This window comes from Mesorhizobium ciceri WSM4083, assembly GCF_000519305.1.
Taxonomy (GTDB): Bacteria; Pseudomonadota; Alphaproteobacteria; order Rhizobiales; family Rhizobiaceae; genus Mesorhizobium; species Mesorhizobium ciceri_B.
In genome coordinates, this window is sequence record NZ_KI912610.1 from 1545022 (window position 1) to 1558309 (window position 13288).

13 protein-coding genes are annotated in these 13288 nt (G+C 63.3%); 6 read left to right on the plus strand and 7 right to left on the minus strand.

What is annotated here, in order from left to right; translation table 11 throughout:
* Nucleotides 1-86 precede the first annotated feature (86 nt).
* Nucleotides 87-566: a hypothetical protein gene (locus MESCI2_RS0133535; RefSeq protein ID WP_027040311.1), complete on the minus strand. Its 480-nt coding sequence runs from the start codon at nucleotides 564-566 to the stop codon at nucleotides 87-89.
* 557 nt (nucleotides 567-1123) lie between these two features.
* Between MESCI2_RS0133535 and MESCI2_RS0133540 the strand changes: the two genes are divergently transcribed.
* The gene (locus tag MESCI2_RS0133540) at nucleotides 1124-3127 is read left to right on the plus strand and encodes a PhoX family protein (protein ID WP_027040312.1); all 2004 of its coding nucleotides are present in this window, start codon (nucleotides 1124-1126) and stop codon (nucleotides 3125-3127) included.
* Between the two features lie 178 nt (nucleotides 3128-3305).
* Nucleotides 3306-3530, plus strand: coding sequence for a hypothetical protein (locus MESCI2_RS0133545; protein WP_027040313.1), 225 nt, complete (start codon nucleotides 3306-3308; stop codon nucleotides 3528-3530).
* Here the strand turns inward: MESCI2_RS0133545 and MESCI2_RS0133550 are convergent.
* Nucleotides 3522-4712: a flavin-containing monooxygenase gene (locus MESCI2_RS0133550; protein ID WP_027040314.1), complete on the minus strand. Its 1191-nt coding sequence runs from the start codon at nucleotides 4710-4712 to the stop codon at nucleotides 3522-3524. The two genes, MESCI2_RS0133545 and MESCI2_RS0133550, sit on opposite strands and share 9 nt — an antisense overlap.
* A 351-nt stretch (nucleotides 4713-5063) precedes the next feature.
* Between MESCI2_RS0133550 and MESCI2_RS0133555 the strand changes: the two genes are divergently transcribed.
* Entirely contained in the window at nucleotides 5064-6101 is a 1038-nt protein-coding gene (locus tag MESCI2_RS0133555) for a phosphatidylglycerol lysyltransferase domain-containing protein (protein WP_027040315.1), read from the plus strand.
* A 31-nt stretch (nucleotides 6102-6132) separates the two neighbouring features.
* Here the strand turns inward: MESCI2_RS0133555 and MESCI2_RS0133560 are convergent, their stop codons facing one another.
* From MESCI2_RS0133560 to MESCI2_RS0133570, 3 genes are all read right to left on the minus strand, one after another.
* Complete coding sequence (locus tag MESCI2_RS0133560; RefSeq protein ID WP_027040316.1) at nucleotides 6133-6894, minus strand: ABC transporter permease; 762 nt, start codon at nucleotides 6892-6894, stop codon at nucleotides 6133-6135.
* Entirely contained in the window at nucleotides 6891-7817 is a 927-nt protein-coding gene (locus tag MESCI2_RS0133565; RefSeq protein ID WP_027040317.1) for an ABC transporter ATP-binding protein, read from the minus strand. The genes MESCI2_RS0133560 and MESCI2_RS0133565 overlap by 4 nt, the downstream gene beginning before the upstream one ends.
* 176 nt (nucleotides 7818-7993) lie before the next feature.
* Nucleotides 7994-8962 (minus strand): quinone oxidoreductase family protein, encoded by a 969-nt coding sequence (locus MESCI2_RS0133570; protein ID WP_027040318.1) that lies wholly within the window; start codon nucleotides 8960-8962, stop codon nucleotides 7994-7996.
* 59 nt (nucleotides 8963-9021) lie between these two features.
* Between MESCI2_RS0133570 and MESCI2_RS0133575 the strand changes: the two genes are divergently transcribed.
* The 3 genes from MESCI2_RS0133575 (at nucleotide 9022) to MESCI2_RS0133585 (ending at nucleotide 12013) form a co-directional block, all read left to right on the plus strand.
* Nucleotides 9022-9510, plus strand: coding sequence for a MarR family winged helix-turn-helix transcriptional regulator (locus MESCI2_RS0133575; protein ID WP_027040319.1), 489 nt, complete (start codon nucleotides 9022-9024; stop codon nucleotides 9508-9510).
* A gap of 127 nt (nucleotides 9511-9637) precedes the next feature.
* Nucleotides 9638-10999 carry a cytochrome ubiquinol oxidase subunit I gene (locus MESCI2_RS0133580; RefSeq protein WP_027040320.1) on the plus strand — a complete coding sequence of 454 codons (1362 nt, stop codon included), beginning with the start codon at nucleotides 9638-9640 and terminating at the stop codon, nucleotides 10997-10999.
* Nucleotides 11000-11008: 9 nt separating this feature from the next.
* A complete protein-coding gene (locus MESCI2_RS0133585; protein WP_027040321.1) occupies nucleotides 11009-12013 on the plus strand; it encodes a cytochrome d ubiquinol oxidase subunit II in 1005 nt (334 codons plus the stop codon).
* Between the two features lie 119 nt (nucleotides 12014-12132).
* Here MESCI2_RS0133585 and secB read toward each other — a convergent pair whose 3' ends face one another.
* Both secB and MESCI2_RS0133595 read right to left on the minus strand, forming a co-directional pair.
* Entirely contained in the window at nucleotides 12133-12633 is a 501-nt protein-coding gene (gene secB, locus MESCI2_RS0133590) for a protein-export chaperone SecB (RefSeq protein ID WP_027040322.1), read from the minus strand.
* Between the two features lie 130 nt (nucleotides 12634-12763).
* Nucleotides 12764-13264: an FxsA family protein gene (locus MESCI2_RS0133595; protein WP_027040323.1), complete on the minus strand. Its 501-nt coding sequence runs from the start codon at nucleotides 13262-13264 to the stop codon at nucleotides 12764-12766.
* Between the last annotated feature and the right edge of the window lie 24 nt (nucleotides 13265-13288).

Below are 13288 nucleotides of genomic sequence, written 5' to 3' on the forward strand. Positions count from 1 at the left end.
GGACGACGCCGGCCGAAAACGAGGTCACCTCCGCCGGGGGGCGGCGGAGGTGACGTGCAAAGCTGACCGTTGCCTGTTGGCCAGCTTCACAAGGCCTTGAGACGATTGGCATCGGCCGGCGTGGCCTGGCGGTCGATGATCGTGCGACCGAGAGCGTCCTTCATGCTGAAACGACCGTTCTCGAGCTTTTCCGTTATGCCGTCGGGATGCCGGACCGTGATCTTGTTGCCGGTCACGTCGACCTTGTCACCGGTCTTTGCATTGACATGGCTCCCGCTCTTACCCTGACTGGATCCTGATTTGCCGTTGTTGCCGCTGTTCCCGTTGCCGTTGCCGCTGTTCCCGCTATTGCTTCCGCCGGAATTGCCGCCGTTGCCGCCCCCACTGTTGCCTCCGCCCCCACCGCCACCGTTGCCGCCGCCACCCTTGCCGGCGTATGCGCTGGCGGTGTGGATGCCGGAAACGGAGCCGTCCAGGACAATTTGATAGGGCGCAATCGTCAACGCCAGCGCCGCTGCCGATTTGAGCGCCAGCCGGCAACAACGGATCGTGACCGATCTGTGCATCCTAATCTCCGACGACTGAGCCCGGCGCGCCCCACCCCAACGTTGCAGTGCAACCAACATTGCCGAAAGACGCGGCGCCCGGAAGCGACCTCCGACCGTTGCCCTTGTCAACCAGGACCATTGCAAGCGCAAGGTTGGACTAAAGTCCCAAGCATATGCTACATTAGCTTCGCATGAACGGCGCCGCGACCGCCATCGCTAAACGGGAGACTGGCTTTCCCGACGCCTGACGACGGCAGACGCCGAACATCAAGTCACCTCCGCCGGGGGCGGCGGAGGTGACTTGTCGAGCCGATTTTGTCCGTTGGTCCGTTTGCAGCGACTGATGTCATGCGCCGTTGCAGGATGCGCGGCGAAACATGCCGCCGAAGGTCTCCTCCATCTCGAAACGACGATACCCGGAGCAGTTCGCGGTCTTCGGGAATGCTGAGCCCTGCGCGCAATGCCTGTCGCGGATGAAAGGTCTCCCGATGTCACGAAAATGTGACCCGGCGATTATAAGGGGTCAAACAGGTACCCCACGCTCCAGCCAACCCAACAGCCAGAGGCAAGCCACGATGACCGACCTTCGCTTCCCCGACACCCGATTCCGCACCAGCCTGCTTGAGGAAAACGACGGCCCGGCCATCAACGCTTCCGACAACCGCACCATGGGCGAGATCATCGCCGCGCGGTTCTCGCGCCGCGGGTTCCTCAAGGGTTCGCTGGCTGTCTCCGCCATCGCCGCCACCGTCAGCCCGCTGGCGCTGATCAGCGCCGACGAGGCCCGGGCAGCGGAAGGCTCGGCCTTCACGTTCGACGAACTCGAGGCCGGCATCGACGACAAGCACCATGTCGCGCCGGGTTACGACGCCGATGTCTTGCTGCGCTGGGGCGATCCGCTGTTTGCCGATTCGCCCGACTTCGACCCGACGAAACAGTCGGCCGAAGCCCAGGCGAAACAGTTCGGCTACAACAATGACTATGTCGGCTACATCCCGATCGGCGGCTCGGCCGAACACGGCCTGCTGGTGGTCAACCACGAATACACCAATCCGCATCTGATGTTCCCGGGCATCGTCAAGATCGTCGAAAAGGACGGCAAGAAGTCGGCAGAAGTCGCACCCCTCTCGAAGGAGCAGGTCGATGTCGAGATGGCCGCCCATGGCGGCACCATCGTCGAGATCCGCAAGGCATCAGGTAAATGGCAGGTGGTGCGCGACGGCAAGCTCAACCGCCGCATCACCTCCAACACCGAAATGGCGCTGTCCGGTCCGGTTGCCGGCCATGACCGCGTCAAGACCAATGCCGATCCGTCCGGCACGAAGGTGTTCGGCACGTTCAACAATTGCGCCGGCGGCGTCACGCCCTGGGGCACTTATGTGATGGCCGAGGAGAACATCCATGGCTATTTTTCCGGCGAGCTGCCGGAAGGCCACAAGGAAGCCGCGAACTACAAGCGTCTCGGCATTCCCGAAGGCGCCTATGAATGGGCGGCGCATTACGAGCGTTTCGACCTCGCCAAGGAACCCAACGAGGCCAACCGCTTCGGCTGGATCGTCGAGGTCGATGTCAACGACCCGAGCTCGACGCCGAGGAAGCGCACCGCCATGGGCCGCTTCAAGCATGAAGGCGCCGAATCGATCGTCGCCAGGGACGGCCGCGTCGTCTTCTATCTCGGTGACGACGAGCGCTTCGACTATGTCTACAAGTTCGTGACCAAGGCAGCGTTCGATCCGAACGACCACGCCGCCAACAAGGACCTGCTCGACGACGGCACGCTGCATGTCGCCAGGTTCGCCGAAGACGGCACGGTCGAATGGCTGCCGATCGTCTTCGGCCAGGGACCGCTGACGGCTGAAAACGGTTTCACTGGCCAGGCCGACGTGCTGATCGAGACGCGCCGCGCCGCCGACCTGCTCGGTGCCACCAAGATGGACCGCCCGGAAGACATCCAGCCCAATGCCGTCAACGGCAAGGTATATGTCATGCTGACCAACAATTCGAAGCGCAAGGCCGACCAGGTCGACGCCGCCAACCCGCGCGCCGAAAACGCCTTCGGCCACATCATCGAGATCGCCGAGGACGGCGGCGATTTCACTGCCGCCAAGGGCAAGTGGGAAGTGCTGCTGAAATGCGGTGATCCGGCGGTTGCCGATGTCGGCGCCACCTTCTCGACGGCAACGACGGCCAATGGCTGGTTCGGCATGCCCGACAATTGCGCGGTCGATTCGGCCGGGCGTCTCTGGGTCGCGACCGACGGCCAAGGCCCGAAAGCCACCGGCCGCACGGATGGTCTGTGGGCGGTGGATACGGAGGGGGCGGCTCGGGCGACCTCGAAACTGTTCTTCCGCGTGCCGATCGGCGCCGAAATGTGCGGTCCGCTGTTTGCGCCCGACGACCAGACCGCTTTCGTTGCCGTCCAGCATCCGGGCGATGGCGGCGAGGACTGGGAAGCGTTCGGCCGCCCGTCCTACTATGAGGATCTGTCGACGCGCTGGCCCGACTTCAAGCCCGACATGCCGGTGCGGCCGTCGGTGGTCGCCATCACCAGACAGGGCGGCGGCAAGATCGCGGTCTGATTGCCTACCAGCATGGGGTGCAGCGGAGCAGAATTTGCACCGCTGCTGCGCCTTGAAGCCGCGGCATAGATCCTTGCTCCGCCCTAGGATGACGGGGCGACGGGGGTGAAGCCGGTCAAGCCTCGGGAAAGATTGGCAATTTAAACGTGGCGCCCTAGGTCTTTATCAGGAGATCGCCATGTCGAAGTCCGTCTATGACCGTGGCTTGCTCAAGCCAGCCGATATCGCCAAGCTGCAGCGCGTGTTCGACGAGGCTTGCCGGCGGCGCGAGGCACATCCCGATTCCGCCGAAGCGCGGGAAATCGCGCTTAACCTGCTCGCCCTGCACAATGCCGGCATGGTGGAAGAGGACATGCTGATGGAAGCCGTGGGTTTCCGGCGGCTGGAACCGAAATCAGCGTGATGCGCCGGGTTGGTGCGAGGCCGACCCTGCAATCCGTCTCGCGATCGCCTTGGCCAGGATACCGGCATTGGCGAAACAGCCGCGAATGCTCGGCCGCATGCCGGTGAACCACAGACCGGGCAATTTCGGATCGGCTTGGCCGCCGTTGAAGAGCGGAACGCCCTTGGCGTCGAGCACGCCGAGCGTGCCGACCATGGGCTCCAGCCCGGTGCGGTAGCCTGTCGCGGCAATGACGATGTCGGGATGGATCAGGCTGCCATTGGCCAGGACCACGCCGTCGCGGGTGAATTCCCTTATGCCGGGCACGACGGTGATCTTGCCGGCCTTGATGGCGCTGACGGCGCCGTCGTCGGCAGCGATCGCGGTGTAATCCGAGGTCAGGCGGCTGGCGCCGCCGCCGCGCGCTGGCGGCAGGCCGAATTTGGTCAGGTCTCCGAAAACCAGGCGCTGGGTTGCCGCCATCACCGCATCGGCAACCCGCAAGGGCAAGCGCGCCATGAACGGCGAAAGCCGGTGCACGGCGATCTTGCCGATGCGCTTGGGCAGCAGGGCGGGACCGCTGCGGGCCGACAACCAGATGGCGGCCGTGTCTATGCCGGCCAGATGATTGAGCGCATCGAAGCCCGAATTGCCGGCGCCGACGACCAGCACTCTTTGGCCCGCATAGGATCGCGCGTCGCCGAAATCCGCCGAATGGATGATGCGCCCGGCGAAATCCTTCATGCCTTTCCATTCGGGAGTGAACGGCTGGCTGTCGCGGCCGGTGGCGACGACGACATTGCGGGCCAGCCGCAGGCCAGCGCTGGTCCGTACCGCCCAGTGATCGCCCTTGAAGGCAATCTCTTCGACAGCGACGCCGAACTGCACCGGCAGCCGGTTTTCCTCCCTGAAATCATTCATGTGGCGGATGACGACCGTCCGGTGCGGAAAGGCGGGGGTGCCGGGGGGATAGGGGAGACCAGGCAGCGAAGAAAGATCGCGGTGGGTGTTGAGATGCAATTGCTGGTGCCGCCGGTGCCATGGCTCAGCCAACCGGCTTTCCTTTTCCAGGATCGCCGTCGGCACGCCGGCGTTCATCAAGGCGTGCGCGACGGCCAGTCCGGCAGCACCGGCGCCGATGACGATTGCCGGCTCGACCGTGGTCGGCAGATCCGCAACCGATCTGATTGTCGTATCAGTCATTCACTCGAATCCCGTTCGACGTCCCGCCGCAAGGCTCGCAGGACGCTGTAACCGTTTGATCCCGCGCAGGATCCCTGCAGCAAACCGCGGCCAAATTTCGAGCGATGCGATTTAGCGCCACACGCCGGGCCACGGTTGCGCTCTATATGGCATATGCGCGATATCAACGGTAATCAGGTCGCGGCAATGTGATTGATTCGAGGCCTTGGGTGGCTGGCGGGTCTCGATTATCCCCCACGCGCATGCCCGAAATCGAGTCCGATTTTCGAGTCATGCGCAGAATCAAAGTGTTACAGCACCTTGGCGCGTCCTGGACGGCCGGCGCTGTAGGCGGCACGCGGAATCTCGACCATGCCCTCCTTGCGGTTCTATTTCGACAAGATCCTTGAGGCCGCCGCGCCCGAGGTCGAGCGGCTGGCACTGACCCATGTCGAACGGCTGGCACTGGTGCGCCGCTATGGCGACTTCTCGCTCGCCTATTCCACCGCCGTGCAAGGCAAGCTTTCCTATTTCGGCGACGCCGATGGCTACATCGCCTTCGGCACCAAGATGAAGCACCATTTCGCGCTCGGCGACCCGGTGGCGGCTGCGGCGCGTCGGGCCGATTACATCAAGCGCTTCGTCGAGACCGCCGGCAGCCCGTGGTTCGTGCAGGTCGGCGAGGACACCGCACGCGTGCTGGCCGGGCTTGGCTACAAGGTCAATCGCCTCGGTATCGACACCCGCCTCGCCCTGCCTGAGCATGATTTTTCCGGGAAGCGCAACGAGACCGTGCGCTACTCCGAGCGCTGGCTGCTGAGGAAGGGCTTTTCGTTCGAAGAGGACAAGCGCACGATCTATCTCGACGAGATCGCCCGGCTTTCGGAAAACTGGCGCGGCGACCGCATCGTCAAGCGCTGGGAGATGGGCTTTCTCAACCGCAACTTTGCCGACCATCTTGGCACCGACATGCGCCGCTTCGTCCTGCACGGGCCCGACGGCGAACTGGTCGCTTTGCTCGACTTCGACCCGCTGTGTCGCGACGGCAAGGTCATCGGCTACACGACCGCCTTCAAGCGCAAGCATATCGATGCCTCGCCGCATGCCGAGATCGGCCTGACCAAATTCGCCGTCGACCGTTTTCGAGAAGAGGGCATCTCGGTGGTCACGCTCGGCCTGTCGCCCATGCTCGATATCGGGCCAAGCGGCTTTGCCGAGAGCGATTTCTGGCGCAATGCCTTCCAGCGCGCCTACTCTTCGCCCTGGGTTAACCGCCGCAGGTTCAACCTGCAGGGCCAGGCGGCCTTCAAGCGCCGCTTCCACGGTGTCGAGGAGCCGGTCTACATCGCCTTCCGAAAGGGGACGTATGTCGAGATGCTGGGGTTGCTGCGGCTGGTCAAGGCGATCTAGGTCTGGCGGCGCTTCAAGATGCTTACTGCGGTCAGTTCCTCAACCGATATCCTGTCCTGAATATCCAGGCGACGATCGCGATACAGATCAGCAGAAAAACAACCGTCATGCCGAGGCTGACGCCGACCGAGACGTCGGACTTGCCGTAAAAGCTCCAGCGGAAACCGCTGATCAGATAGACGACCGGATTGAATAGCGTGATCGTGCGCCAGACCTCGGGCAGCATGTTGATCGAATAGAAGCTGCCGCCGAGGAAGGTCAGCGGCGTGATGATCAACAGCGGCACCAGTTGCAGCTGCTCGAAACTCTTCGCCCAGATGCCGATGATGAAGCCGAACAGGCTGAAGGTCACCGCCGTCAGCACCAGGAAGGCGAGCATCCAGAACGGATGCAGGATGGTGAGCGGCACGAACAGCGAGGCGGTGGCCAGGATGATCAGGCCGAGGATGATCGACTTGGTCGCGGCGCCGCCGACATAGGCGATGACGATCTCCAGATAGGAGACCGGCGCCGACAGAAGCTCGTAGATCGAGCCGACGAATTTCGGGAAATAGATGGCAAAGGAGGCGTTGGAGATCGACTGGGTCAACAGCGACAGCATGATCAGACCCGGCACGATGAAGGCACCGTAGCTGATGCCGTCGATCTCGGTGATGCGCGAGCCGATGGCCGAGCCGAAGACGACGAAATACAGCGACGTCGAGATGACCGGCGAGACGATGCTCTGCAGCACGGTGCGGAAAGCACGCGCCATTTCCATCCGGTAGATCGCCCATACTGCGCGAAGGTTCATGGCTCCCTCCTCACCAGATTGACGAAGATCTCCTCGAGCGAAGAGTTTTGCGTGTCGATATCGCGGAACTGGACGCCGCCGGCCTCGAGATCGCGCATTAACGAGGCGACGCCGGGCCGCTCGGCCTGGTTGTCATAGGTGTAGGTCAGCTGCCCGCCATCGGGCGACAGGTCCAGCGCATAGCGCGAGAGCGCCTCGGGAATGGCCGTCAGCGGATTGCGCAGTTCCAGCACCAGCCGCTTGCGGCCGAGCTTGCGCATCAGTTCGGCCTTGTTCTCGACCAGGATGATCTCGCCGCGATTGATGACGCCGACGCGGTCGGCCATCGCCTCGGCTTCTTCGATATAGTGCGTGGTGAGGATGATGGTGACGCCGTCCTCGCGCAGCCGGCGCACCATCGCCCACATGTCCTGGCGCAGTTCGACGTCGACGCCGGCGGTCGGCTCGTCGAGGAACAGGATGCGCGGCTCATGCGACAGCGCCTTGGCGATCATCAGCCGGCGCTTCATGCCGCCGGAGAGCGTGATCGCCTTGGCGTCCTTCTTGTCCCACAGCGAGAGATCGCGCAGCACCTTCTCGACGAAGGCCGGGTTGGCTGGTTTGCCGAACAGGCCACGGCTGTAATTGACCGTCGCCCAGACGCTCTCGAAGGCGTCGATGGTCAGTTCCTGCGGCACCAGCCCGATAAGGCTGCGCGCGGCGCGATAATCCTTGTTGATGTCGTGGCCATCGACGGTGACGGTGCCCGACGAGCGGTTGACTATGCCGCAGACGATCGAGATCAGCGTCGTCTTGCCGGCGCCATTGGGCCCAAGCAGCGCGAAGATCTCGCCGCGCTGAATGTCGAGATTGACTTCCTTGAGCGCGGTAAAACCGGTGGCGTAGGTCTTGGAGACCCCGGAAATGGACAGGATTGAAGGCATGGATGAAAACGGCTGCTTGAAAGAGGTCCCCTGATATAGGCCGAATGTCGGTGCATGCAACCGCAAGTCGATGCGCTGCTGACAGTTATCGACAATCGTTGCAGGCCGGCCATTGCAGGTTCGGAGCCGCTACGATGGACCCCAAAGCTGAGCACGAGTGGGAAGACGGGGCGGGATCAGGCTTGCCGCCTCTCCAGCATGAACACGGTACGCCTTGTGCTGTCGTCCTTGGTCCATGCCTGTTCGACATCGGCCAACGGCACCGGTGTGGTGGCGATTTGGAGGCCGGCCGGCATGGCGACGCGCAGCAAGTCGCCGGCGCAGGCGATGAAGCGGTCGAGCGGGATGCTGCCAATGCCGCTGCCCATCAAGGCAATCGCCGACGACCGAAGCACGGCGCTCGGCAGATTTATGTCCGAGCCGCTGACGGAGCCTATCTGGACGAAGCGGATCGGTACCCCGTCGGCACCTGCCTTGGCGGCGGCGATCAGCAGGCGCTCGGCGCTGTTGCCCCAGAGGTAATCGATGACGACGTCCACCCCCTCGGCGAAGTGTCGCTTGAAGCTTTCCTCCAGAGCCTCCTCGTCCTCGACCAGCGGGATGATCACATCCGCCCCGAGTGCAGAGACCGCATCGAGTGCAGCGGCGTTGCGACCGGTGGCAATGATTTTCCTTGCCCCGAGATGCCTGGCGATCTGGACGGCGAGACGGCCCGCCGTGCCGGTGGCGCCATTGATCAGCACGGTTTCGCCTGAATTGAGCTTCGCCCGTTCGGTATAGGCCGCCCATGACGACATGCCGGGATTGGCGATTGCCGCGGCGGTGATGTCGTCCAGATCATCGGGCAGCGCAACACAGTGCGCCGCCGGAACGAGCGTTCGTTCCGCCATGCTACCATTGGGCGCCCTGGGCAAAGCGAAATAGACCCTTGAGCCATCATCGAGCCGGCCGACACCGTCGATGCCGACGACGAAGGGGAAATGACCCGAAGAGCTGTAGTGCGAACCCGAGGCGCGGCTCTTGACCACGTGGCTGATGGCGGCGGTGCTGACCTCGATGCGGCTCTCGCCTGCTGCCGGCACCGGTTCGGGGAAATCGCCATAGATTGGCGTTTGCCCGGCGCTTGAAACAATCGCGGCCTTCATGATGTTTTTCTTTCTGAATCCTGAATTGCGTGTATAATGCATATATATGGAGTCGCCGCGTGCCGTCAACAAATAAAGTGCAAAATACACATATCTCCACCCAGCTCCGGCAGCTGCACGGGTCTGTGCTCGATATCGTTGGCCTGATGAACCGGCCGCAGCGCGACGAGCTGCTGATCGAGGCGGCCGGCATTCCGCTCGACCGGGCGCTGTTTCCGCTGCTGGTCGGCATCGAGCGTTTCGGGCCGATCGGCGTCGTTGAAATGGCCGACCGCGTCGGGCGCGACTACACCACCGTCAGCCGGCAAGTTGCCAAGCTGGAGAGCCTGGGCCTTGTGCAGCGCCGGGCCAGTGCCGCCGACCGGCGCGTGCGCGAGGCCGTCATAAGTCCGAAGGGCAAGACGATGACCGATCTCGTCGATGCAGCGCGTGAAAAAATCGGACGCGCCATCTTCGAGACATGGGACGCGCAGGAGATCGAGGAACTCGTGCGCCTGATGCGCAAGTTCGCGGACGCACTTGGCGACGTGCCGGAGACCAGCCCGTAGGCCCGGGATGCGCGGCATGCAACCGGCAAAATTGTCCTGTGGCGTTCAGCCTCGCGGCAGGACGCCACTTTGACCCAACGGCGCTACAGGCCTATTCTTACCTCATTAGAAGCAGCCGGAGCCCACCATGGACCCGCTCATCCTGTCGCGCATGCAATTCGGCGCGAATATTTCGTTCCATATATTGTTTCCGACGATCACCATTGCGCTGGGTTGGGTGCTGCTGTTCTTCAAGCTGCGCTACAACGCGACCAACGATTCCGCCTGGATGCGTGCCTATTTCACCTGGGTGAAGGTGTTCGCGCTGTCCTTTGCCATGGGCGTGGTTTCGGGCGTCACCATGAGCTTCCAGTTCGGTACCAACTGGCCGGGCTACATGGAAAAGGTCGGCAACATAGCCGGGCCGCTGCTGGCCTACGAAATCCTCACCGCCTTCTTCCTCGAAGCGGCCTTCCTCGGCATCATGCTGTTCGGTTTCCGCCGCGTCTCCAACCGCATTCACACGCTGGCGACGGTGCTGGTCGCCGGCGGCACCACCGTCTCGGCCTTCTGGATCATCGCGCTCAATTCCTGGATGCAGACGCCGGCCGGCTTCGAGATCCGCGATGGCGTGGCGCATGCGGTCGACTGGTGGGCAATCATCTTCAACCCGTCGATGCCCTACAGGCTGACCCATATGCTGCTGGCGTCCGGGCTGACGGTGTCGTTCCTGATATCAGGCCTGTCCGCACTGCGTTATCTCAAGGGCGACCGTTCGGAATCGATGTGGAAGGCGCTGCGCACCGGTGTCTTCACCGCGGCGATCCTGATTCCGATCCAGATCTTTGCCGGCGACCAGCATGGTCTCAACACGCTGGAGCATCAGCCGCAGAAGATCGCCGCCATGGAGGCCAACTGGAATACCGGCCCCAACGTGCCGCTAGTGCTTTTTGCGCTCCCCGACGAGACGGCCCGCGAAAACAAATTCGAGATCGCCATTCCTGACGGCGCCAGCCTGGTGCTGCGGCACTCGACCAGCGGTGTCGTGCCGGGGCTGAACGACTATCCCGGCAACCATCCGCCGGTGTTTCCGGTGTTCTGGGGTTTCCGCATCATGGTCGGCACCGGCATATTGATGCTGCTCGTCTCGTGGTCCGCCGCCTTCTTCCTCAAGCGCCGGCACAGCCTGCCGAAGCCGCTCGCGCTGCTGATGGTGCCGATGGCGCTGTCGGGCTGGCTGGCGACGCTAGCCGGCTGGTACACCACCGAGATCGGCCGCCAGCCCTGGCTGGTGACGGGCGTGCTGAAAACCGCCGACGCGGTCGGTCCGGTGGCCGGCAGCCATGTCGCGCTTACGCTGACGATCTACCTCATCCTCTATGTGCTGTTGCTGATCGCCTATCTCGGCGTGCTGGTGCACCTGGCGCTGAAGGCGGCCAAGGACGGCGATTCATCGCCGCTGCCGGGCGTCATGAACGCCGCCATGTCGCAGCCGGCGGCTGGCGAGTAGGAGAAGAAAATGAGCTTCGACTGGCCAGCCGCGCTTCCCCTCATCTTCGCCGGCCTGATGGGCCTCGCCATCCTGATCTACGTCATTCTCGACGGTTTCGATCTCGGCATCGGCATCCTGTTCGCGGCAGCCGAGGATGCCGAACAGGACACGATGATCGCGGCAATAGGCCCGTTCTGGGACGCCAACGAGACCTGGCTGGTGCTGGCCGTCGGCCTGCTGCTGGTCGCCTTCCCGCTGGCGCATGGCGTCATCCTGACGGCGCTCTACATTCCGGTCTTCGTGCTTTTGCTCGGGCTGATCCTGCGCGGCGTTGCCTTCGATTTCCGCGCCAAGGTGCCGACCGAGCGCAAGCACCGCTGGAACCGTATTTTCTTCCTCGGTTCGCTCATCGCCTCGCTGGCGCAGGGCTATATGCTGGGCGTCTATGTACTCGGCCTCGATGTCGGCCTCGGCGGCATGGCGTTCGGCGTGCTGGTGGCGTTCTGCCTTGCCGCCGCCTACGCGGCGATGGGTGCGGCCTGGGTGATCTACAAGACCGAAGGCGAGTTGCAGAGGAAAGCGGTGCGCTGGCTTCGCACCGCGCTGGTGCTGACCGCGCTCGGCATGGCGGCGGTGTCGCTGGCGACGCCCTTCGCCAGCCCGCGCATCTTCGACAAATGGTTCGTCTGGCCGGAGATGCTTTATCTGTCGCCACTGCCGATCCTGTCGGCGCTTTTGTTCCTGTGGCTGTGGCGGCAGACCTTCCATCTGCCGAAGCCCGACGATCGCCATTCGCTGACGCCGTTCCTGACGCTGGCCGCCATCTTCACGCTCGGCTTTGCCGGCCTCGCCTGGTCGTTCTACCCGTTCGTGGTGCCGGATCGCCTGACCATCTGGCAGGCAGCCTCGGCGCCGGAAAGCCTGGCCATCATCCTGGCCGGCACCGTGGTCGTGCTGCCGGTCATCATCTTCTATTCGTTCTATGCCTACCGGGTGTTCGGCGGCAAGGCGACGGATTTGACATATGATTGAGGTTGGCGGGGTGAAGGTGGCAGCAGCTACCGTGCCTTCGTCAGGATTCGCTGTCCCGCCAGCACCAAAAAAACCCGGCGCAAGGCCGGGCTTTTCAAACGCTTCCGAGACAGCCGAGCTCAGCTCACCTTGATATTGGACGCCGCCTGGTCCTCGGCCAGCTTCTGCTGGAACATCTGGGCGAAGTCGATCGGGTCGAGCATCAGCGGCGGGAAGCCGCCATTGCGGGTTGCCTCGGCGATGATCTGACGGGCGAACGGGAACAAAAGGCGCGGGCATTCGATGAACAGGATCGGCAGCATGTGTTCCTGCGGGAAGCCTGCGACGGCGAACACGCCGCCATAGACCAGCTCGACATTGAACAGCACTTCCTGGTCGAAGGACGCCTTGGCGTTCAGCGTCAGATTGACGTCGAACTGCTTGTCGGAGAGCGGGTTGGCGTTGACGTTGACGTTGATGGCGATGCCCGGCGCCTTGTCGCGGCCGCGCAGCGAATTCGGGGCGCCGGGGCTTTCGAAGGACAGGTCCTTCACATATTGCGCCAGAACGTTGAGCGACGGCTGCGCCGCATTGCCGTTTCCGTTGGCTGCGCCGACCGGCGCGTCATCTTTGCTGGCCATAAGCCTTGTCCTCTTGCCTGGGCAGCGTCGCTGACCGAATTGAAATCGGGCGTTCGCTACCATGGCGGGGATGACAAGACAAGGTTTGCCGCCTTGCTTCCCGGCTGCGGGATGGAGATGGGACGGGGCGCTAATCGTCCTTCAGGCGGCGCCACGGCGAGTTGTGATCCGGGCCGCGCTTCAGATCGTCCTCGCGCGAATAGTCGCCGTCTTCGAGGTCGATGACCCTGTCGCGCTGGCGGCCGCGAAAACCGCCGGTCGAGAAATCGGTGGCGACGACAATGCGGCCCTTGAACCGGCTCCAGGCAAAGTCGCGCAACGGCGGCAGGAACAGCAGCAGGCCGATGATGTCTGATATGAAGCCGGGGATGATCAGGAGGATCGCCGCGACCACGATCATGGCGCCGTGCGCAAGGTGGCGGCTGGGGTTCTGGCCGGCGGCCATCTCGGCGCGGATGCGGGCCATCACACCAAAGCCCTGGTATCGGAGCAAAAGCACGCCGGCGATGCTCGAGGCCAGCACGAGGCCGACCGTCGCCAGCGCGCCGACCTCGCGGCCGACGATGACGAAACCGGCGATTTCCAGCAGCGGAAGCGCGAGGAGAAAGAAGGGAAGCAGCGAAATGCGCAAGTCTTGCCAACCTTTTTCGATTGT